Origin of the sequence: Corynebacterium nuruki S6-4 (genome assembly GCF_007970465.1) — a bacterium.
GTDB classification, from domain to species: domain Bacteria; phylum Actinomycetota; class Actinomycetes; order Mycobacteriales; family Mycobacteriaceae; genus Corynebacterium; species Corynebacterium nuruki.
Genome location: NZ_CP042429.1, coordinates 1,143,950 through 1,166,758 on the forward strand (window position 1 = coordinate 1,143,950; position 22,809 = coordinate 1,166,758).

The window sequence follows — 22,809 nt, forward strand, 5'->3', positions numbered from 1 at the left end:
CCTGCCTTCTTATTACACTCTCAACCATGTCACTATCACCCGCTCAGCAGAAACGTGCCGCCCGTGAGTTCTCCACCAAGTGGCAGGGCCGTGGCAACGAGAAAGAGGACACCCAGAGTTTCTGGCTCGAGCTCCTCCGTGACGTCATCGGCATGGAGGACGTCACCACCGCGGTCCGCTTCGAACAGCACACGGTTGACCGGGGCTACATCGACGTCGTCATCGCCGACGCGAAGACTTTCATCGAGCAGAAGTCCCTCGGCATCGACCTGGACAAGGCCGAGACCCGGCAGGGCCGGAAGGTCACCCCGTTCCAGCAGGCCAAAGCCTATGCGGACTCGATGCCGAACTCCCAGCGCCCCGACACGATCATGGTCTGCGACTTCAACGAGTTCCGTATCCATGACATGGACACCGAGCGTCCGGGTGAGAACTACACCAGCTTCACGCTGGATGAGCTGTCGGACTGTCTCTATCTGCTGGACTTTCTCGTCGATCCGCAGCGGGAGCGCCGTGCCCGTGAAGAGAAGGTCTCGATCGACGCTGGTGCGCTGATCGGACGTCTCTACAGTCTGCTGAGCGCGCAGTACCTCGATCCGGAGTCCGAAGAAAACCAGCATGCCCTCAACGTGCTTTGTGTACGGCTGGTCTTCTGCCTCTTCGCTGAGGACGCCGAGCTCTTCCCGAAGGACGCCTTCTACGCCTACCTCTCCCGGTTCGAGCCGGACCAGATCCGTCGGGCACTTAAGGACCTCTTCGAGTGGCTGGATACACCGACCGACCAGCGTGATCCCTACGCCTCGGATGCCATCCGGGTGTTCCCCTACGTCAACGGTGGCCTGTTCCGGGATGCGCAGGAGGACGAGATCCCCCGGTTCACCGGGGAGATCAAGGATGTGCTGCTGGCGGAGGTCAGTGCAGACACGAACTGGGCGACCATCTCCCCCACGATCTTCGGTGGCGTGTTCGAGTCCACCCTGAACCCGGAGACCCGGCATGCCGGCGGGATGCACTACACGTCCCCGGAGAACATCCACAAGGTCATTGATCCGCTGTTCCTCGACGATCTCACCGAAGAGCTGGAGGCCATCCTCACCGAGGAGGGTGTCACTCCCCGTACCCACAAGAACCACCTGATCAAGTACCACGAGAAGCTCGGTTCACTGACCTTCTTCGATCCTGCCTGCGGTTCGGGGAACTTCCTCACGGAGACCTACATCTCGCTGCGCCGCCTGGAGAACAAGGTCCTCTCCGAGCTGTGGGAGGAAGGTAAGCAGGGCGCGTTCGACCTCACCGACGTGACAGAGTCCCCGGTCAAGGTGACGCTGCGGCAGTTCTACGGCCTGGAGATCAACGACTTCGCGGTCTCTGTGGCCGAGACTGCACTGTGGATCGCCGAGCTGCAGGCGAACATCGAGACCGAGACGGTCCTCGCCCGCAATATCGAGGATCTCCCGCTCCGGGATGCGGCGAAGATCGTCCACGCCAACGCACTGCAGACCGACTGGGCGACGGTGGTCGAGCCGGAGAACTGCTCCTATGTCATCGGGAATCCGCCGTTCCTCGGCGCCCGTAACCAGTCCAAGGAGCAGAAGGCGGATCTCAAGGAGGTCTTCACGGCTATCGGGGCCACGAAGAATCTCGGCAGCGTGGACTTCGTCTCCGGTTGGTACGCGAAGGCCGCCGCGTACATCGGTGCCCACCCGGTCCGCTGTGCTTTCGTCTCGACGAACTCGATCTGCCAGGGTGAGCAGGTGGCGAACATCTGGTCCCCGATCTGGGAGCTCGGTGTACGCATCGACTTCGCACACGATACTTTCCGCTGGGCCAACGAGGCCACGGACCAGGCGCACGTATTCTGTGTCATCGTCGGGTTCTCAAAGCAGAATGGTCCGAAGCAACTGTTCCATCACAGGACGCCGGACTCCCCCGCCGAGCTACAGCACCCCGCGCAGCTCAACGCCTACCTCGCGGATGCGCCAGACGTCTTCATCTGGAACCGAAGCACCCCGATCTGCGATGTGCCGAAGATCGGAATCGGAAATAAACCAATTGACGGCGGAAACTATCTCTTCACTCCCGAAGAGAAGGATTCCTTCCTAGCAGAAGAGCCTGGTGCAGAGAAGTTCTTCCACGGGTGGATGGGTTCACAAGAGTTCCTCCGCGGTATCGAACGATGGGTCCTCTGGCTCGGCGACTCGAGCCCCTCGGAGGTCTCCAAGATGCCGACGGTACGAAGCAGGGTACGTGCTGTGCATGACTTTCGCTTGGCAAGCAAGAGCGCGCCTACCAAGAAGTTGGCAGCCACTCCCACCAGATTCCACGTGGAGAACATGCCAGAGGGGAACTCGATCCTTATCCCCGAGGTGTCTTCCGAACGTCGCCGTTACATCCCAATTGGCTTCGTAGGCCCAGAAACTCTCTGCAGCAACCTCGTGAAGCTCATCCCGAACGCCACCTTGTACCACTTCGGTATCCTGCAGTCCCAGTTCCACAACGCATGGATGCGACGAGTTGCCGGCCGTCTCAAAAGTGACTACCGATACTCGGGCGGAGTTGTATACAACAACTTCCCTTGGCCCGACGTCAACGGTCCGAGCGGACAGGGCCCCCACAAGGCGATCGAGGAAGCCGCCCAGTCCGTGCTCGACGCACGCGCCCAATATCCGGCTCTTCCGGATAGGGAGTGCGTAGCGGGTGTGAAGCCCCCGAGGTAGGCCACCACTACATGTAGGGGGCTGGGGCCGGGAACGTAGAAGGACCCTGCAGTGACAGGATGAAGGTGTCTTAAGCATCCATCCAGCCGCTCCAGGATCCATGTCTCACCCTACCGTCACCGCCACCCCTGCCCCGAACCTCGTCGCCGACACGATCTGCCGCACCGTCGAGTTGGGCCTGTCGATCGACAACGCCGCCGACGCCGGCAACATCACCCACCTCTACTGTCATCCGGTGACCGTCGACCTCAGCTGCCCACACTGCGGGCACGCCTGCCGAGTTCGCGACCATATCGAACGCAGGCTCACGGACCTGCCCATCGCCGGGCACCCCAGCCTGCTGCACGTCCGCGTACCCCGGTTGGTCTGCGTCAATGACGACTGCGAGGTCACCATCTTCCGGGCCTCGATCCCACAAGCCGCCGACGACCGTCAGACGGTAACCCACCGGGTGACCCGCTGGATTCTGCAACGCATGGCGGCTGACGGCATGAGCGTGAAAGCCTGCGCCCGCGGGCTGGGCATCGGCTGGGACAAGACCAACCAGCTGGCCCTGACAGCCTGCCGGCACCTGTCCTACGGAGATCCCACCCGACTGGACCGGGTCCGGATCCTCGGCGTGGACGAGCACAAATGGAAGCACGTCCGCGGCGACGGGTCCCCCGGCTTCGTCACCGTCATCGTGGACCTGACCCCACTGGTCGACGGGGTAGGCTCGGCCCGGCTCCTGGACATGGTGCCCGGCCGCAGTGCCGACGCCTTCGGCGACTGGCTCGATGCCCGCGGCAGCACGTTCCGCCACCGGATCCGGGTCGTGACCATGGACGGGTTCACCGGCTACGCGAAAGCCGCGACCCAGCACCTGGCCCAGGCCAGGCAGGTCATGGACCCGTTCCATGTCGTCCATCTGGCCATCGACAAGCTCACCGCATGTCGGCAGCGGGTCCAGAATGAGACGATGGGACACCGCGGGCGGTCGGGGGATCCGTTGTACGGGATCCGGCGCATTCTGCTGACCCGTAAGTCACTGGTGACCCCGGCCAACGCGGTGAAACTTGATGACGTGCTCACCGCCGAGGCGCACCTGCCGGTGCAGGTGACGTGGTATTTCTACCAGGAGATTCTTGCCGCCTATCAGGCTGACCGGCCACGCGACGGGAAGCTGCGGATGTTCAAGGTGATCAAGGCTCTGCACGTGAAGATCCCCAATGACTTGCGGGAACTGCGGGTGCTGGGTCAGACCCTGTGGCGGCGGCAGGCTGACATCCTCGCGTACTTCGACACCGGTGCGTCCAACGGTCCGGTCGAGAACATCAACGGCAAGCTGGGACACCTGCGCGGTATCGCGTTGGGGTTCCGGAACAAGGCCAACTACATCTTGCGGTCACTGATCCACTCGGGTGGACTCCGCGGGGCAATCAACGCACTCTGAAACCGGAAGAGCCCAATATCCGGACTCTACCATCTCCGAGATGTACGATCCCGACAACGACTTCCTCTTCCCCGCCCTGACCTCCGCCCACCAGAGCCTTGATGCGGCGGTCGAGTCTGCCTATGGGGTCAGTTTCGACGGCGGCGAACAACAGATCGTCGAGCACCTCTTCAAGCTGTACACCGCCGCCACCGTCTGAGGAGGCTCCGGCGCCTGCTGCAAGGCCCGATCGAGGCCCGGAAGATGGTGACCTCGCAACAGTCGTTGGCGCAGACCATGCGAGGGATCCGCACGCGCAGGAGGCTGGGGTGTCCGGCGATGGGCGGGTCCGTCAACCGGCGTTCCACGTGGTCACAGATCCGGCAGTCCTGCCCGCAGCCCGGGCAGGAAGAGCTGACGATCACCGGGTGGCAGTACAGGTGGGTGACGGTCCCGGCGTCGGCGGCGTTGTCGATGGACAGACCGAGTTCGGCAGTGCGGCGGATCGTGTCAGCGACGAAGTTCGGGGCAGCAGAAAGCGTGACGGTAGGGTGGGACATGGATCCTGGAGTGACTGATGAGGACGTTGAACACCTTCATCCTGTCACTGCAGGGTCCTTCTACATCCCCAACCCCGGATCCCTACATGTTGCGGTGGCCCACCCCGAGGGCTTCACACTCGATACGTACTGCGACGAAGGACTCCTCTAACCCTCATCCGTACTCAGCGCAGCAACAAACGCCTCCTGCGGCACCGCCACCGAGCCGATCGCCTTCATGCGCTTCTTGCCGGCCTTCTGCTTCTCCAGCAGCTTTTTCTTGCGGGAGATGTCGCCACCGTAACACTTGCTGAGGACATCCTTACGCAAAGCGCGGATATTCGTACGCGAGATGATCTTCGAGCCGATCGCCGCCTGCACCGGCACCTCGAACTGCTGGCGGGGGATCAGGTCCTTGAGCTTCTTGGTCATCTTGTTGCCGTAGTGCAGGGCGTTGTCCCGGTGCACGATCGCGGCGAAAGCGTCCACCGGCTCCCCCTGCAGCAGGATGTCCACCTTCACCAGGTCGGCCTCCTGCTGACCGTTCTCCTCGTAGTTCAGCGAGGCGTAGCCCTTCGTCTTCGACTTCAGCATGTCGAAGAAGTCGAAGATGATCTCCCCCATCGGGATCCGGTAGCGCAACTCCACCCGGTCGGTGGACAGGAAGTCCATGTTCTTCATCTGGCCGCGCTTCTCCTGGCAGAGCGTCATCGTGCCCCCGAGGAACTCCTCGGGCACGATGATCGTCATGTCCACCATCGGCTCGTAGATGGCCTTGAGCTTGCCCTCCGGCCAGTCCGACGGGTTCTGCACCTCCAGCTCGGTGCCGTCCTCGGTGACGACCTTGTAGACCACCGACGGCGCCGTCGAGATCAGATCCAGGTTGAACTCGCGCTCCAACCGGTCGCGGGTGATCTCCATGTGCAGCAGCCCGAGGAACCCGCACCGGAAGCCGAAGCCCAGCGCGGTGGAGGTCTCCGGCTCGAAGGTCAGGGAGGCGTCGTTGAGCTGCAGCTTCTCGATCGCCTCGCGCAGCTCGGGATACTGGTCGGCCGAGATCGGGAACAGGCCCGAGTAGACCATCGGCGTCGGCTCCTGGTATCCCTCCAGCGGCTCCTCGGCGCCCTTGACCGCCGTCGTCACGGTGTCACCGACCTTGGACTGGCGGACGTCCTTGACCCCGGTGATGATGTAGCCGACCTCACCGACGCCCAGCCCCTTCGTCTTCGTCGGCTTCGGCGAGACCACGCCGATCTCCAGGGCCTCGTGCTCGGTGCCGGTCGACATCATCCGGATCTTCTGGCGGGGCTCCAGCTTCCCGTCCATCACACGGATGTAGGTGACCACGCCGCGGAAGACGTCATAGACCGAATCGAAGATCATCGCCCGGGGAGCGGCGTCCTCATCGCCCACGGGCGCCGGCACCAGTTCACAGACCTTGTCGAGCATCGCCGGGATGCCCTCACCGGTCTTCGCGGAGATCTTCAGCACCTCGTCCGGTTCGCAGCCGATGATGTTCGCGATCTCCAGAGCGTACTTCTCCGGCTCCGCGGCCGGCAGGTCGATCTTGTTGAGGACCGGAATGATCTCCAGGTCCTTCTCCATCGCCATGTACAGGTTCGCCAGGGTCTGTGCCTCGATGCCCTGCGAGGCGTCCACCAGCAGGATCGCACCCTCACAGGCAGCCAGCGCGCGGGAGACCTCGTAGGAGAAGTCGACGTGACCGGGGGTGTCGATCAGGTGCATGACCAGCTCCTCCCCCTCGCACGCCCCGGAGCGCGGCACCCACGGCAGGCGCACGTTCTGCGCCTTGATGGTGATACCGCGCTCGCGCTCGATGTCCATGTTGTCGAGGTACTGGTCACGCATGTCGCGGTCCTCGATCACACCGGACAGTTGCAGGATGCGGTCCGCGAGCGTCGACTTGCCGTGGTCGATGTGCGCGATGATGCAGAAGTTGCGGATACGGCCCGGCTCCGTGAATGTGTCGAGTGCGTAGTTCTTCTGCTTCGGCGCCATGGGGTCCTCCTGGGTACGGGCCTACGGACTGCCCCGGTCAAGGGCAGGGATATCGCACCGAGCCTACCAAGGGGGTGGGCAGTCACCGTGGTGCGGCGTCCGGCCGGCCCCCGACTACTATGCGGGCCGTTGTCCCCCGCTCTGATGCCACCCGTTGCCGGTCCCCCCTGAATCTCCCCCTTCTGTGCGGACCCACCGAAGATTTGCCCGTGCGAGGCCTCATCTTGTGTTACGTTCCGCACATGGGTTTGTTCGGTGATATCCCCAGTTGGCTCGGCTACGCCGAGGACAAGAAGGCACGCAAGCAGGCAGAGGCACGAGCGGCGGAACAGCACCGTCTGCAACAGGAAGCTCTCCTGGGACAACAACGCATGCAGCAGGAGGCTCTTCTCGGGCAACAGCGCCGGGAGGAGGAACGCGACCGCCGGGAACAGGCGAAGCAGATGAACCTCGAACGCCGTGATCAGGCCTCAAAGATCTTCGCCACCATCGAGCAGCGCTTCGACGAGGACGACAGTGGCCGCTACACGCTGGGGGTACGGGTCCACAACAAGTCAGATCTCCCGGTGTACGACCTCCAGGTGGTCGCGGCGTTCGGTGTCGCCGACGCGCCCTACACCACACTGCGGGCGTCCTGCCAGCCCGGCGACACCTTCATCGCGAAGAAGCCACCGTGGAACCGGGGACGATTCGACTTCGATTTCCCCACCGCGGTCGACGCCGATGATCCGTGGTTCCAGCCCTTCGCCGCCTCCGCACGGTTCCAGGTGTTCCGGATCGTGTTCCGGGACAGTGCGGGCCGCTGGTGGTCATGGGAACAGGACGGACTGCGGGAGATTTCCGCCCCCGCCGCGCCGCTGACATCGGTGGGGCAGCACGGGTGGAAGCCGAAGCCGAAGAAGCGGACGCCCGCGGCCCCCGCGGAGCCCGACGACACGGATGACACAGACGACACAGACGATCCCTCCGTTACTGGCGACGATGATGCCGACGACGATGCCGCCTCACCCGGTATCCCGCGCAATCCGTTCGCGGCACCGGGTTGGGATGTCTCTGCACCGCAGACTTCCGCCGGACCGGCGGTCACCCCGGATTCCCGGTGGAGAGTACGCGATGAGGAGGACGCCACCGGGGCCCCGGCAGCGGACACCTCAGACCCTGGAGAACCGCAGGAACCCGAGGAACCGGACACCGTCCCGCAGGACGACGAGCTCACGGCCTTCGATGCTCTGAAAGCATGGCGGACCACGCGGTACAAGGCAGACGGCGTGAAGGCCTACCAGGTTGCGACGAACAAGACGCTGGAAGCCATCGCCGAGACACTTCCGACGACCGCAGAAGAACTCCGGTACGTGACCGGCATGGGACCTGCGAAGACGGAGAAATACGGCGACGAGATTCTTGCCGTCGTCGCCCACTTCTCCTGACCTACGCCGCACCCCGCCCCCACCGCCCGCGCGTAACATTGTTCGGTGATGAACACACCGGCCCCCGGCGCAGGCGACGCCTCCGACGACCGGACGCCCGCACCACCGGCGCCCGGTGCCGGTGACGTGCACCGGATGCCACCGAAGAAGTCCGCGTACCGCCGGTGGTTCTCCACCCTCAACCCCGCCGTCCAGCTGGTGTTCTGCCAGCTGTGGATGCCCACGTTCATGTGTGTGATGTTCGTGCTGGTCTACGTCGGTGCCTTCCAGCACGCCGCCCCGCGCGAGGTGCCGGTCGGGGTGATCGGCGGGACGCAGGTCACCCGGCAGCTCCAGCAGGCCGCCGACGAGCACGAGCCCGGCACACTGAACCTTGAACAGGTCGCCGACCATGACACGGCCCGGGAGAAGGTGAAGCGCGGCGACCTCGGCATCGCCTACGACGTAGCGGCCAACCAGCTCATCGTGGCCTCCGCCCACCAGGCGCAGGCCGTCTCGATCGTCCCGAAGCTGATCACCCCGCTGCTGCCCGCCGTCGGCCAGAACGCGCCGCCGGCCACCGACGACGTCGCCCCGCTGCCGGCCCACGACATCGGGATGACGCCCATGTACCTCACCCTCGCCTGGTGCATCAGCGGCTACCTCGCCGCGATGTTCATCGGTCTGATGGGCGGCCCGCTGCGCCGGATGACCCGCTTCGCCATCATCGCCGGGGTCTCCGGTGTGCTCAGTCTGCTCTCGGCGGTGCTGGCGGACCTCGTCCTCGGGGCGATCACCGGCCATTTCTGGGCACTGTGGGGTCTGGGCTTCTGCTGGGCGGCGGCGATCGGCACCGCGGTCAACGGCCTGTCCTACTTCGCCGGCCGGTTCATCGCCGCCCCGTCGATGCTGCTGTTCATCTTCCTGTCGATCCCCTCCTCGGGCGCGGCGATGCCGATCTGGATGATGCCGGAGATCTTCCAGTGGCTGAACAACATCGTCGTCGGCTCCGGGATCTCCGAGATGCTCAAACATCTGGTCTACGGGGTCGGCCCGGGCTACTCGCGGGGGTGGCGGATGCTGGCCTGCTACCTGGTCATCGGCCTGCTGCTGACTTGGGCCGGCCGGCCGTACTGGGAGTGGAAGCGGGTACGCCGGCTACTGTCGGGCCGGCGCACGATGTTCCAGGACGCCCAGCGCGCCAACGGCCGGAGGAACGCCGACGACGAGTCGGAGATCCTCGCCTCCTACGGGCTGGAGGTCCGGGAGTCCGACGGTGCACTGGTGACCACCGGAGGCCCCACCGGCTCTGCCGGCTCAGCCAACTCAGCCAACTCAACTGACGCTGACTACCGGACGCAGAACTTCCTCTTCTCCGGCACGCTCGACCCCAAACTGCCGGACTACGGGCGCGACGACAGTGACGACAGTGACGACAGCGACGACGCGAACAGCACCGACGGCACCGACAGCAGCGACAGCACCGAGCACGCCGCCGGCCGCGACACCGGTGCTCACGGCAGCCGCAACGACGACGGCACGACCAGGTAGTCCGCCGCCCCGGCGTCCGGACGCCGCAGCACACCGGCTAAGATAAGCCGGTTATGAAAAATGCCGAGCCCGCCACTCCCCCTCCGACGCACCCTCCGGCGACGACCATCTCGTCTACGCGATGCCCCAGAAGAAGTCCGCCTACCGCCGCTGGTACGCCGCACAGCACCCCAACGTCCAGATGGTGCTGTCCCAGCTGTGGATGCCGGTGTTCATGCTCATCATGTTCATCCTCTGCTACGTCGCCCCCTTCCAGCACGCCGCCCCGCGCGACATGCCGCTGGGCGTCGTCGGCTCCACCCAGGTCGCCGAGTCCCTGCGCACCGCCGCCGACGCAGGTGAACCCGGTGCCGTCGACGTCCGCGACATCACTGACCTCGACACCGCCCGCCAACAGGTGACCGACGGCGACCTCGCCGCCGCCTACGTCCCCGGCTCCGACACGATGATCATCGCCTCGGCACACCAGGCGCAGGCGTCCTCGCTCGTCCCGAAGGTCGTCACCCCGCTGCTCAAGGCCACCGGCCACAACCCGCAGCCGACCACCGAGGACCTCGCAGCGCTGCCGACCCACGACATCGGCATGACGCCGATGTACCTCATGATCGCCTGGTGCATCTCCGGCTACCTCGCGGCGATGTTCGTCGGACTGATGGGTGGCCCGCTCGGCCGCCGCATCCGGTTCTTCATCATCGCCTGCACCGCCGTCCTGCTCAGCTTCCTGTCCGCCCTGCTCATCGACCCGATCCTCGGGGCGATCACCGGCCACTTCTGGGCGCTGTGGGGCCTGGGCTTCTGCTGGGCCTTCGCCATCGGCGCGGCGGTCAACGGCGTCTCCTACTTCGTCGGACGCTTCGTCGCCGTCCCCGCGATGCTGATGTGCATCTTCCTGTCGATGCCCTCGTCGGGCGGGGCGATGCCGATCTGGATGATGCCCGAACTGTTCCAGTGGCTGTCCCATGTCGTCGTCGGCTCCGGGATCACCGAGATGCTCAAGCAGCTGGTCTACGGGGTCGGCCCGGGTTACACCCGCGGCTGGATCATGATGGCCTGCTACATCGTCGCCGGACTGCTGCTGTCGCTGGTCGGCAAGCCGTTCCGCGAGCGCAAGCTCATCCGCCGGATCCTGCGCGGCCGCACCACCATGTTCCAGGACGCCCAGAAGGCCGCCGGCGCCCACGGTGCCGCCGAGCAGAAGCACATCCTCGCCGAGCACGGGCTGAAGATCCGCCCGGCCGACGGTGCGGTGCTGCGCATCCCACCGGAGCACGCCCACCACGGGCTGCGGGAGAAGGTGGAGGACGTGGTCGCCCGCTACGATTCGGCGGTCTCCGAGCGCGCCGAGCACCACGGCGGCACCGCCGTCGCGACGACCGGTCAGCTGCTCTCCGACGGGGACCGGACGCCGCCCACCGGTCTCGATTCCACCCAGTCCGACTTCCACGACCTCGAGGTCGAGGTCGCCGCCGAGGAGGCCGGGGAGGCACCCGGGGAGACGACTGACGGGGCGTCCCGCCGCGACCGTTGATACCGACATAACCACAGGTCGCACAACCCGCGGGACGGGGCTACGATGGCGCACATGCCCGAGACCGTCACAGGATCCTCCCCCCGTACCGGCAATGTGCTGACGCGCTTCATCCAGCGCCATTTCCACCACCGGGGACAGCTCGAGACCGGCCTCGACGAGCTCCACGCGAACCTCGGTCTGGCGGCCCACCGGGTCCGGGAGCGCACCCCGGAACCGGTCACCACCACCACTCCCTCCGCACTGCTGGCCCGCCCGGTGATCTACGCCCCGGACATGGACGGCCAGGCCGATCCGGGCGAGGTCATCTGGTACCGCATCAAACGGTCGAAGGACACGCCCCCGGAGCTGCGCGCCTGCCTGGTGGTCGGCCGCCACAACCACACACTGCTCGGCCTGCTCATCAGTTCGAACCCGGAGCACGCCGAGGACAACAACTGGATACTCATCGGTACCGGACTCTGGGATCCGAAGGGAAACCCCTGCTGGGCGCGGGTGGACCGGGTGGTGGAGATCCAGGAGTCCCGCATCCAGCGCCGCGGGGTGTCCATGCCGGAACGCCGCTACGACCGCATCGCGACCGTGCTGCGCTCCGAGTACGGCTGGGTGTGAGACATGACCGGTGCCACCCCCTCCCTCTTCGATCTGCCGGACGCCGCCGGTGATGCCGCCGCCCGCACCCCGGACCTGCCCGCCGGGGCGGTGCACGTGCCCGGCTGGCTGACTGAGGGGCAGCAGCAGGACCTGCTGGACCGGGTGGCGACCTGGGCCCGGGGTCCGGTCGCCCCGGCGCGACCGCGCACGGCGTCCGGCGAGATGAGTTCGCGGATGCTGTGCCTCGGACGGCACTGGGTGCCCACCGCACCGCGCGGTCACCGCTACTTCGACCGCGCGGTCGACGGCAACGGCGCCCCGGTCCTCCCGGTGCCACCCGAGCTGGTGACGCTGGCCCGGCGTGCGGTGTTCGCCGCCACCGGTGACGGCCGGGCGGCCGGCCGCTACTCCCCCGACATCGCCGTGGTGAACATCTACGGTCCCGACGCGCACATGGGGATGCACCGCGACGACGACGAGGCCTCCGAGGCCCCGGTGGTGTCCCTGTCTCTCGGGGCGGCGTGCCGGTTCCGGTTCGGCAACGCCACCGACCGGTCGAGGCCGTACACCGACCTCACCCTCGCCCCCGGTGACCTGTTCGTGTTCGGCGGGCCGGCCCGGTGGAACTACCACGGGGTGCAGAAGATCCTGGGCCCGGCCACGCGGGTGAACATCACCGTGCGGGAATCGGGGCTGTCATGACCGGCCCCACCGAACCCCCGCTCGTCACCGGCGGGGACGGCCGGGCGCGCCCGCGGTGGGCCGCCACCGACCCGCTGCTGCGGGACTACTACGACACGGAGTGGGGCATGCCGGTCGTCGATGAACGCGGCATGTTCGAACGCCTCAGCCTGGAGGCGTTCCAGTCGGGGCTGAGCTGGGCGACGATCCTGCGGAAGCGTCCGGCGTTCCGGGCGGCCTTCGCCGGTTTCGACCCGGCGGCGGTCGCCGCGTTCACCGCCGGGGACGCCGACCGGCTGATGCAGGACGCCACCATCGTGCGCAACCGCCGCAAGATCGACGCGACGCTGGCCAATGCGTCCGCGACCCTGGCGCTGCGCGGCTGGGACGACGGGCGCGGCGATCTGGCGTCGTTCGTCTGGTCCTACCGGCCGACGGTCACACCGGCCCCGCGCACCGTCGCCGAGGTGCCGACGACGTCACCGGAATCACGGGCCCTGGCCCGCGACCTGAAGGCGCGCGGGTTCCGGTTCGTCGGCCCGACGACGATGTTCGCCCTCATGGAGGCCGTCGGGATCGTGGACACCCACCTCGTCGGCTCGTGGCGCCGCGGTGCGTCGGGTGTCTGGACCGCGCAGGAGGACGCGTCATGACCCGGGAGATGACCTCGTTCGAGGCCTTCGAGCTGGAGCTCTGGGGGTTGCACACCGCCCGCGAGCGGGAGCGGCTTGTCCCGGTGCTGCTGAACTTCGCGGTGCGCCAGCGCGACCATTCCCTGGCGGACGCCGTCGAGGCCACCCTGCAGATCTACCGCCGCTACCGGCCGCGCTACCAGCGGGACGCCACCGAGACCTCGAAGACCTCCCTGCTCGTCCCCGAGATCGAGGCGTTCTCCAACGGACTGCGCACCGACGACCGGGATGCCCGGGTGATCCTTCCCGGACGCACCGGCGGGCCGGACGCCACGGAGACCTTCGTCCTCGACTCGGACCTGTACTACGTGGATGAGGAAGGTGTCGGCCACTTCCCGGCGCGCGAGAAGCTCGCCGCTGCCGATCACCCGGGCACCGGCCCCGTTGCCGTGCCGGACGCCGACCCGGGTACGGCGCCGGACACTGTGCCGGACACCGCACCGGACACTGCCCTGGCCACCGCGACCCGGCGGGTCGCCACCATCGGCATGTCGCTGGGGACGTTCGGTCCCGGCCGGGTCGCGGACCGGTCCGGCGCCTTCACCCTGCAGGTCCGCGGCGGAACTCCCGGACTCTTCCCGACCACCCCGGTGACCGGGGACAACGCCTGGTACGCGGTGCGGCTGCACGAGGGACTCACCGGTGAGGAACGTCTCGCGGTCCTCGCCGAGATCCTCGGCTACATCTTCCTCGGCCATGCGCCGCAGGTGTGGCGGGGCGACCGGGCGTGGACGAACCTGGACGGGCTCGTTCCGGAGGCGCCGGCGACCGCGCACTGGTGGATCGCCCCCGAGTCCCGCGCGGAGTCCCCCACCGGGTCGCGGGCCGGGGCACGAAGCGACTCCCGGCCCGGTGCACGGACCGGTTCGCAGCCCGGGATGCCCGGCCTCACCGTCAGCAGCCGGAGTTTCACCGATCTGCAGGCCCGGGAGGCGATGCTCGCGGGGACGGTGGGCATGGCGCGTGCCGGCCTGCTGCCGCACCTCCCGTCCGGACGCCGTCTCGGCGCCCCGGGGGCCGTGCCGAAGGAACTGCGGTGGGTTCCGGTGCTCAACGCGGCGCAGCGTATCGAGGAACTGCTCGACGGGTCGATGCGTCCGCCGCAGGCCGCGCCACCGGTGGACCGCCGCAGCCGCGGGTACGAGGAGCCGTAGCCGCCCCACCCGGTAGGGCAGGCCGTAGTCGCCGGGGTCGCCGGGGTCCGCTGCATGATCCGTGAACTCGAGCACGGAACGCCCCGCAGGTGCCTCAGCGTCGGATTCCTGCTCGAGTTCACGGATCCCCGTCAGCCCGCACCCCGCCCCTCCCTGCCCTCCCTGCTCCCCCGCTCCCCCGGCCCTCCCGGCTTCCCCGCAGAAGGTGAACGGCAGATACTGCTCTCCCTGTCACCGTTCCGGACGCTCAGGCGGTGACAGCGAGTGCAGTATCCGCCATTAACCCGCGTGGAGGTGCAGAGGAGCGGGTCGGCCGATGGCACGCCCGCACCCGTCCTCAGGCGTCGAGATGCGGCACCCGGCGCACCACCGACTAGGTCCGCGGCGTCCCGGGTGGTAACGTCATGCCGGTTGACCCGCGACCGTGCGTGGCGCACACACCGCATCCGGCAGGACCTTGGGCCGGATGTCAGAGACCGTGTGTGCGGCTGACCCGCCCGGCTGTGGCGAACGATCCGAAGATTCACCGTTCAGGAAGAGGTAGTCACATGGCTAACATCAAGCAGCAGAAGAAGCGCGTCCTCACCAACGAGAAGGCCCGCCAGCGCAACCAGGCCGTCCGCTCGCGCCTGCACACCGAGAGCCGCAAGTTCCGCGCTCTCGTCGCCGCCGGCGACAAGGAGGGTGCCGAGAAGCAGCTGCGCGTCGTCTCCCGCCTGTTCGACAAGGCCGCGACCAAGCACGTCATCCACCGCAACAACGCCGCCAACAAGAAGTCCGGCCTCGCCGCCGAGCTCAACAAGCTGGCCGCCAAGTAGGCTGACCGCCTGACCGACCCCGGTCACCTGCCCCCGTCCCCGACGGGCCCGCAGGTGGCCGGGGTTCTGTCGTCCCCGGGTACGGTTCCCCGGCGGCGAAAGTGGCGGCAGAAATGGGGGAGCCGGAAAACGGTATGGTCGGGGGCCATGACCGGTGTCTGGATCTTCGGGACCGTGACCGTCCTGCTCGCGGTACTCACCGTGTGGCGTATCGTCCGTGAGCCGCGGCGGGTGCTCCACGGGCTGCTGCTCGTGGCCACACTGGTCTCCCTGTGGCTCACGCTGCTGGCGGCCACGTGGGACGGCGACGGTGCCGGCGACGCCCCGGCACTGCTGTTCTACGGGACCATCGTGGTGGGGCTGCTGCTCATCCTCGGCACCGGACTGTTCCTCATCGTCAACGGGCTCATCGTGGTCCACCGGGAGGGGCTGGGACTGTCCACACTGGTCCCGGCGGTGTTCGGGCTGCTGCTGGTGGGGATCATCGTCGGGCTCGTCACGGTGGTCCTGTTCGTCGGCCGGGGCTCCGACGGCCACCCGTGGCTCGGCGACCTGCTGGTCCTGGTGGTGCTGCCGTTGTGCGCCGTTCCGGTGGGCATGCTGCTGGTCAACCTCGTCGGCTTCATCCTCTACTCGGTGCTCTACGGCCGGATCGGCCGCACCACCGGGGCGGATGCGGTGATTGTCCTCGGTGCCGGACTCGACGGCGACACGGTCACCCCGTTGCTCGCCGCGCGGGTGGACCGCGGCATCCGGGCGTGGCGTGACCTGGCGGCGTCCGGCCGGTCCCCGCTGCTGGTCCTCTCCGGGGGTCAGGGTGCCGACGAGGTGGTGCCGGAGGCGGTGGCGATGGCCGGTTACGCCGCGGACCGGGGGATGCCGCGGGAGGCGATGGTGCTCGAGGACGCCTCGACGACGACGCAGGAGAACCTGGTGAACTCCCGGGAGCTGCTCGCCGGACGCGGGGCCACCGGGCGGGTCGTGGTGGTGACCAGCAACTACCATGCGATGCGGGCGGCGTCCCTCACCGAGGAACTGGGGATCCCCGCGACGGTGGTGGGGGCGCGGACGGCCTCGTATTTCGTGCCCGCGGGGTTCCTGCGGGAGTTCGTGGCGGTGGTGAACCGGTACCGGCGTCGGCTGCTGATCGTGTGGCTGTCCCTGTCGGCCCTGTGGCTGCTGTTGGCGGGTGCGCTGCTGGTCATCGCGAACGCGGGGCAGTGACCGGACAGTGAAGAGACCCCGTCCCTGGGGTGCTAGGGGCGGGGTCTCGGGCTCTCCCACTGGTGATGGCGTGGTCGAGTACGGTGCCGAGATTACGGGAACTGTCAGCCCTCTCCTAGTTGGCTTCCCAAAATAACCACCATCGGGGGTGAAAGTTTCCCGACATGTGGGAAACAGCTGGTGGCGGCACTCTCCGCCCCGCTCCCCCGCCGTTCCTCCCCGTTGCTGTCCGGTGGGCACGATAACCTACCGCCGACACACCGGATCCCCGTACCGGACAACAGAAATGAGGACCTCCGCATGATCATCACCTTCGGCTGGGGCTGTGACGGCGCCCGCTGGTCGGATGCCGTCACGCCGGCGACCCGCGACCGGGTCGTCGTCGGCCCGGGCGGGCTCACGGACATTCTCGCCACCCGGTTCGCGTTGAGCCGTCCCGCGCTCGACCGGCCCCGCCGCACCGCCGCGTACCGGGCCGCGCTGCGGCAGGTCGTGGACACGCTACCGGACGCCGCCTGGCCGGTGGAGAGCACTCTGAAGGACCCGTGGACGGTCGCCACGGAGCTGCTGGCCTGGCGCGACGAACTCATCGCCGCCGGGTGGACCGGCGCCGACCAGGCTCTGCCCGGCGGATCCCACTCCCGCCGCGACGGGGACGGGGACGACACCCCGGCGCGGCTCGCCGTCCTCGCCCGGATCGAGGCGCTGCTGCCGCTGCAGCCGGGCTGGGCGCCGGGCCCGGCGGACACACTCCGGGAGATCGACGCGGTGATCACCGACCTCACGACCGCCGGCACCGCCTGGCCGACCGGCATCACCGAACTGACCGTGGACAACCGGATCGCCGAGCTGCCGCCGGTGTGGCAGCGCATCCTGTCCGGGCTGGAGCGGTCGGGTGTGACGGTCACTGAGCTGCCGGACCCCGGCCCGCTGACGGAGTTGACCGTGCTCACCGCGGACACGGAGTGGGACGCCGCCCCCGTCGCCGCGCGGTTCCTCGCCGGCCGGGCGGCGTCCGGTGACCCGGTCACCGTCGTCGCCGGGCGGTCCACCGACCTGCTCGACCGCGAACTGCGGCGGCTCAGGGTCGGCCCGGTCGGGGTCCGCCACGGCGCCACCTCCCCGCTCGCCGACACTGTGCCGGTCTTCCTCCGTGCCATGACGGCCCCCTGTGACGTCCACGCCCTGGTCGAGCTGCTGAACCTCCGGCTGCCGGACACGCAACAGACTGGCGACGATAAGCCGCGCCGCACCCGCACCCTGCTGCCCGGCCGGTTCCACGCCAACCTGGTCACGGCGCTCGGAGAGCAACCCGGAATCGGCGGCCCGAAGTGGACCGCTGCCGTCGCCGACGCCCTCGCCGACTGCGCCCCCGACAGTGACAACGCGCGGGTCATCACCGGATTCGACCGGCTGATCCGCGAATCTCCCCTGGTCGATGACGGTGAAGGGTTCGCCACCGGCGAGGTCCGGGACCACCTGGAGTGGTTGGCCGACCGGCTCGCACGCCTCGGCCGGGGCGACGGAGAGCTCGCCGGTCTCGCCCGGTCGACCGCCGACCTCGCCACCCTCGTCGACGGGCTCGGCGACCGGGTCAGTGCCCGCGAACTCGGCCAGGTCACCGCCGCCGTCACCGGGGCAGGCGGTCCGCACCTGGCCGCTGCGGCGTCCCGGACCATCGATGTCGTCACCGGTCCCGCCCAGCTCGGCACCGGTACCGCCCCGGTGCTGTGGTGGCTGCCTGTCGACGACGGGGCGGCCGTGCGCGACCGGCTGCGCCCGACCGAGGCCGACTGGCTGGTCTCCACCGGAGTGGAACTGCCGGACCGGGAGGACGCCGCCCGGCTCACCCTCGACAGCCAGTTGCGCGCCCTGCGCCACCGCGGTCGGGTGACCGCCGTCCTGCCCGGTCTCATCGACGGCGCGGCGGCGTCCGGCCACCCCGCACTGGCCTTCCTGCGCGATGACCTGCGCTGTAGCGGCGGCACGGTAGCCACGGAGTCCGCCGTCCTCCCCGCCGGCACGTCGACGGTGCCGGAGCCGGGTGAACCGGCCCGCCCGGATCCGGTGCGCCGTCGGTTCGCCCCGAACAGTGCGCTGGTCCCCGAACGGTTGAGCTTCTCCCAATGGGAGACCCTGCTGATCCATCCGCTGGAGTGGCTGCTGCGGTGGCGCCTCGGAATCCGCGCCGGTGGTCTGGCCGATGTCCCGACCGGCAACCGGATGATCGGCACGTGGCTGCACGCCGCGGTCGAGGAGATCGTCACCGGCCAGCTCGCCGACAACGACGGTGAACCGGTGACCGTCCATGTCACCGGGACCGGGGTCGCCGAGATCCTCGAACGGCTGTTGCCCTGGTACGCCTCCGAGCTGCTGCTGCCGGGCCGGCAGCGGGAACGCGGCGCCACCCTCGCGCTCGCCGTCCGGTCGGTCACCGGCCTGTTCACCACGCTGGCGGACGCCGGGATCCGGGTCCGCGCGGTCGAAGCCGACTTCGATACCGCGCTGACCGGCAGCCGGGGTGCCGACGGTGCACCGCTTCGGCTGCGCGGTTTCCGGGACATGGACATCGTCCTGGCCGACGGCACACCCGGGGTGATCGACCTGAAGTACACCTTCGCGAAGAAGAAGTACCGGGACAAGGTGGCCCGCGGGACCGCCCTGCAGCTCGCCGTCTACGCGAAATCCGTCGCCGCGGAGCACGGGTCGGCGACCCTCGCCGAGATCCCGGTGGCCTATTTCTCGTTGCACGACGACCAGCTGCACACCGCCTCCCCCGCCTTCGGGCTCGGCGCCGGGGACACGGTCACCGTCGACCCCGACGCGCAGGCGACCGAACGCGGATCCGCGACCCCCGACGAGCTGTGGGACCGGGCGGTCGCCGGACTCAACCGGGTCCTCGACGACCTGCGCGCCGGCCGGGTCACCGACCTCGGCAACCTGCTGGCGGATCCCGCCTGGCAGGCCTACGAGCACCCGAAGAAGAACGAGGAGCCGGTCTCCCCCGTCGACGCGGAGACCACCCGCGAGTTCCGGGCCGCGCTGGATCTGGCCCGCACCACCGGCTTCCTCCCGGAGGATGCCGCCCCGTACACCGACGTCCCGGTCATCACCGGCCTGCAGGGAGACTACGCATGACCACCACTGCCACACCCCACACGACCACCGGAACCACCGGCACCCGGTGGACCGTCATCAAGGCCTCCGCCGGATCCGGCAAGACCTACCGGCTCACCGAGCTGCTCACCGACCGGCTCAGCCGCACCGACACCGGCGCCCCCGACGGCGCTGCACTGCGCCCGTCGCAGATCATCGCGACGACCTTCACCCGCGCCGCCGCCGCCGAGCTCACCGACCGGATCCGCGACGGGCTCGTCGACCGGGGCCTGCTCAGCCAGGCCGCCGCCCTGCCCACCGCCCTGATCGGCACCGTGAACTCGGTGACCGGACGGATCCTCACCGACTTCGCGCTGGACGCCGGCCGCTCCCCCGACCTGCAGATCCTCACCGAACAGTCGGAGAAGACCGCGTTCACCCTGGCCACCGACCAGGTCATCGCCGAGGCCGAGGAGGCCCACCGAGAACTGCTCGCCCGCACCGGCTACGACGGCGACGGCGACCGGGGCTTCTACGCCACCGCCGTGAACTGGGCGGACACGATCCGCGCCGTGACCGGGTACGCCCGCGCCAACAACATCTCCGCCGACCGGTTGCCCGACTTCGCCGAGACCAGCATCGCCGAACTCACCGCGGTCCTCGACGACCAGTCGCAGGCGGCCGAACCGCTCGACACCCGCGCCCTGCTCGCCGGGGCGGCCCGCAGCCTGCCGGAGACCCTCGCCGCCGAGGAGGAACCGGCGACCGCCAAGCGCCGCCCCATCCACGACCGGCTCGACGCGCTCCGGGCCTTCGGCCGGCGGGTCGACCGGGAGTACCGCACCCTGTCCTGGCCGACATGGCTGAAGGTCGCCGAGGGGAAGATCCCCGGGGTGAAAGGCTCGAAGCCGATCAAGCGGATCAGCGAGACCTACGGTGCCGTCGTCACCGCCGAGGAGATCCTCGCCGACCCGGCGCTGCGCGCCGACCTCGCCGACCTGACCCGGCTCGTGTTCACCACCGCCGCCGACTGCCTCACCGCCTACGCCGACTACAAGGACGCGCTCGGGCTCATCGACTTCACCGACCAGGAGCAGCTCACCCTCCGGCTGCTGCGTGGGGAGGGAGTGGACGCCACCACCGCGGCCGCCGTGCGGGAGACCCTCGCCGCCCGCTACCGCATCCTCGTCGTCGACGAGTTCCAGGACACCAGCCCACTGCAGCTCGCCCTGTTCACCGAGCTGGCGCAGCTGGTCGAGGAGGTGATCTGGGTCGGCGACCCGAAGCAGTCCATCTACGGCTTCCGTGGGTCGGACCCCGCCCTGATGGATGAGGCGGTGCGCACCGTCACCACCGGGGTCGGCGACGGTGGTCTCGGCGGTACCGCGGAGACCCTGCGGTTCTCCTACCGGACCCGGCAGGCCCCGCTGGACCTGTCGAACCGGCTGTTCGGCCGCCTGTTCGCCGATCCGGAGTCCGGGTCCACCGATGATGTCGTCCTCACGGTCCCGGCGGTCCGCGCCGCCGACTACGCCGCCGACGGCGACCTGGCCGACGGGGAGACCCTCACCTGGCCACATGAGGAGGGTAAGGCGACGAAGGCCACCTGGTACGACCGGATCGCCGAGGGTCTCGCCGGGTGCGGCGCCGAACCGGTCGAGGCAGGCCGGGTCCCCGCCCGCGCCGTACTGGTTCGCAACAACACCCATGCCGCGGAACTGCGCGCCACACTGCGGGACCACGGCATCGCCTGTTCGGGGGCCGGCGTCCCGCTGTCGGACACCCGCGAAGGGCAGCTCACCGCGGCCGCCGTCGCCTGGCTCCTCGACGACCGGGACACCCAGGCGCTCGTGGAGCTGGTCTGCCTGCTGCCCGACCACGCCGCCCACCACACGTGGTTCGACGAACTCACCACCGCCGACCCGGACACCCGGCGCAATGTCGTCGACGGGTGGGCCGGCGACCCCGTCCTCGCCCCGCTCGCCGCGCTGCGCCACCGGCTCCCCGAGCTGGCCGTCCCCGAGCTGACCGCCGGCATCGTCGACGCGCTGGACCTGCGTGGCCGGGTCGCCGCGACGGCGGACCCTGTCACCCGCACCGGCAGTGTGCTCGGTGTGCTGCAGGCCGCGGCCGACTACACCGCGGAGCAGGAGTCCGCGGGTCTGCCCGCCACCGCCACCGGCTTCCACGCCCACCTCGTCGACGAAGAGACGGTGACCAGTCCGGTCCCGGAGCCGGGGGCGGTGGAGATCCAGACCGTGCACCGGGCCAAGGGACTGGAGTGGGACACGGTCGTCGTCGCACTGCCGGACGCCCGGGAACGCTTCACCCCGGCCGGGGTGTGGGTGCAGTCCGACCGGGCACTGTCGATGACTGATCCGCTGGCCGGCCGGCAGATCCGGTTCTGGCCGGAGACCCTGCTGGCCCACTCCGGGGTGAAGGAGGCGTTGTCGGCGACCGGGGTCCAGGCCGCCCGGCGCCGCGCCGACCTGCTGGAGGAGCAGCGGCTGCTGTACGTGGCCATGACCCGGTCGAAGTTCCGGACGGTGCTCGCCCCGTACTCCTCGGTCGGCTCCTGGCAGGCACTCACCGAGGCCGGGGTGGACGCGGAGGAGCTGGCGGACCTGATCCGGGATTCCGCCCGGCTACCGCAGTCCCCCGTCCTGGTGTCCGACGCACCGACGGTCTCCCCCGCCGCCGTGCTGGACCGGGCCCGGACCGAACCGCCGGTCGATGACGACATCGTCCCCGCCACCTTCGCCCCCAGCGGGGCGGTCGCCGACGAGGATCTGGCCGCCGGGGCCCGGGTGAGTGTCCGGGCCGACCTCGGTGCGCCACTGGTCACCGGTGGTGGGGAGGAGTGGAACAAGGTCGGTGACTGTATCCACTCCTATCTCGCCGCGCCATTGGGGGCGCTGTCCGCTGATCAACGGATCACTGTCGCCACCCGGCTGGTCACCCGGTGGGGTGTCGGCGACAGGGTCACCCCGGAGCAGGTCGTGGCCTGCGGGGACCGGTGGTCGGACTACGTCACCGGGACACTCGGTGCGACCGCGGTGGCCTCGGAGGTCCCGTTCACCTGGACCAACCGGAACGATCAGCGGGCACAGGGCTGGCTGGATCAGCTGCTCACCGTGCCCGGGAACGACGGAGGCGGCGGCACCGGAGACACCCGGGCCGCCGCTGACCGGCGGATCATCGTCGACCACAAGACCTACCCGGGCACTGACCCGGTCGGCCACGTGATCGCGAACTACCTCGGGCAGATGGCGGTGTACCGGGACGCCCTCACCGCCATCGACGGGGTGGCGCCGGCGGCGGTGCTCATCCACCTGCCGCTGCTCGGCACGGTGCTGGCGGTGGAGCTGCCCTGACCGGT

Annotated in this window: 16 protein-coding genes; 14 read left to right on the top strand and 2 right to left on the bottom strand. The window is 68.7% G+C overall.

What is annotated here, in order from left to right:
- The first annotated feature begins 26 nt into the window (after positions 1–26).
- From FSW06_RS05160 to FSW06_RS14465, 3 genes are all read left to right on the top strand, one after another.
- Positions 27–2,717 carry a DNA methyltransferase gene (locus tag FSW06_RS05160; RefSeq protein ID WP_010121668.1) on the top strand — a complete coding sequence of 897 codons (2,691 nt, stop codon included), beginning with the start codon at positions 27–29 and terminating at the stop codon, positions 2,715–2,717.
- A gap of 100 nt (positions 2,718–2,817) precedes the next feature.
- The gene (locus tag FSW06_RS05165) at positions 2,818–4,149 is read left to right on the top strand and encodes an ISL3 family transposase (protein ID WP_146881306.1); all 1,332 of its coding nucleotides are present in this window, start codon (positions 2,818–2,820) and stop codon (positions 4,147–4,149) included.
- Between the two features lie 40 nt (positions 4,150–4,189).
- Positions 4,190–4,348 carry a type IIL restriction-modification enzyme MmeI gene (locus tag FSW06_RS14465; RefSeq protein WP_010121670.1) on the top strand — a complete coding sequence of 53 codons (159 nt, stop codon included), beginning with the start codon at positions 4,190–4,192 and terminating at the stop codon, positions 4,346–4,348.
- Here the strand turns inward: FSW06_RS14465 and FSW06_RS05170 are convergent.
- Positions 4,320–4,688: a transposase family protein gene (locus FSW06_RS05170; protein WP_238525998.1), complete on the bottom strand. Its 369-nt coding sequence runs from the start codon at positions 4,686–4,688 to the stop codon at positions 4,320–4,322. The two genes, FSW06_RS14465 and FSW06_RS05170, sit on opposite strands and share 29 nt — an antisense overlap.
- A 147-nt stretch (positions 4,689–4,835) precedes the next feature.
- Entirely contained in the window at positions 4,836–6,686 is a 1,851-nt protein-coding gene (gene lepA / locus FSW06_RS05175; protein ID WP_010121672.1) for a translation elongation factor 4, read from the bottom strand.
- Positions 6,687–6,928: 242 nt separating this feature from the next.
- Here lepA and FSW06_RS05180 point away from each other — a divergent pair, with 242 nt between their 5' ends.
- The 11 genes from FSW06_RS05180 to FSW06_RS05230 all read left to right on the top strand — a co-directional run bounded on the left by FSW06_RS05180 (position 6,929) and on the right by FSW06_RS05230 (position 22,804).
- Positions 6,929–8,113: an HRDC domain-containing protein gene (locus FSW06_RS05180; protein ID WP_139024557.1), complete on the top strand. Its 1,185-nt coding sequence runs from the start codon at positions 6,929–6,931 to the stop codon at positions 8,111–8,113.
- 48 nt (positions 8,114–8,161) lie between these two features.
- Positions 8,162–9,643, top strand: coding sequence for an ABC transporter permease (locus FSW06_RS05185; RefSeq protein WP_010121674.1), 1,482 nt, complete (start codon positions 8,162–8,164; stop codon positions 9,641–9,643).
- A 121-nt stretch (positions 9,644–9,764) separates the two neighbouring features.
- Positions 9,765–11,171 carry an ABC transporter permease gene (locus FSW06_RS05190; RefSeq protein ID WP_010121675.1) on the top strand — a complete coding sequence of 469 codons (1,407 nt, stop codon included), beginning with the start codon at positions 9,765–9,767 and terminating at the stop codon, positions 11,169–11,171.
- A 54-nt stretch (positions 11,172–11,225) separates the two neighbouring features.
- Positions 11,226–11,783 (top strand): type II toxin-antitoxin system PemK/MazF family toxin, encoded by a 558-nt coding sequence (locus FSW06_RS05195; protein ID WP_139024559.1) that lies wholly within the window; start codon positions 11,226–11,228, stop codon positions 11,781–11,783.
- Between the two features lie 3 nt (positions 11,784–11,786).
- Positions 11,787–12,467 carry an alpha-ketoglutarate-dependent dioxygenase AlkB family protein gene (locus FSW06_RS05200; RefSeq protein ID WP_010121677.1) on the top strand — a complete coding sequence of 227 codons (681 nt, stop codon included), beginning with the start codon at positions 11,787–11,789 and terminating at the stop codon, positions 12,465–12,467.
- Complete coding sequence (locus tag FSW06_RS05205; RefSeq protein WP_010121678.1) at positions 12,464–13,099, top strand: DNA-3-methyladenine glycosylase I; 636 nt, start codon at positions 12,464–12,466, stop codon at positions 13,097–13,099. Before FSW06_RS05200 ends, FSW06_RS05205 begins: the two co-directional genes overlap by 4 nt.
- Positions 13,096–14,292: a hypothetical protein gene (locus FSW06_RS05210; protein WP_010121679.1), complete on the top strand. Its 1,197-nt coding sequence runs from the start codon at positions 13,096–13,098 to the stop codon at positions 14,290–14,292. Before FSW06_RS05205 ends, FSW06_RS05210 begins: the two co-directional genes overlap by 4 nt.
- Before the next feature lie 548 nt (positions 14,293–14,840).
- Positions 14,841–15,110, top strand: coding sequence for a 30S ribosomal protein S20 (gene rpsT / locus FSW06_RS05215; RefSeq protein WP_010121680.1), 270 nt, complete (start codon positions 14,841–14,843; stop codon positions 15,108–15,110).
- 147 nt (positions 15,111–15,257) lie between these two features.
- Positions 15,258–16,334, top strand: coding sequence for a YdcF family protein (locus tag FSW06_RS05220; RefSeq protein ID WP_010121681.1), 1,077 nt, complete (start codon positions 15,258–15,260; stop codon positions 16,332–16,334).
- Positions 16,335–16,634: 300 nt separating this feature from the next.
- A complete protein-coding gene (locus FSW06_RS14930; protein ID WP_010121683.1) occupies positions 16,635–19,472 on the top strand; it encodes a PD-(D/E)XK nuclease family protein in 2,838 nt (945 codons plus the stop codon).
- Positions 19,469–22,804 (top strand): UvrD-helicase domain-containing protein, encoded by a 3,336-nt coding sequence (locus tag FSW06_RS05230; protein ID WP_010121685.1) that lies wholly within the window; start codon positions 19,469–19,471, stop codon positions 22,802–22,804. The genes FSW06_RS14930 and FSW06_RS05230 overlap by 4 nt, the downstream gene beginning before the upstream one ends.
- Positions 22,805–22,809 lie beyond the last annotated feature (5 nt).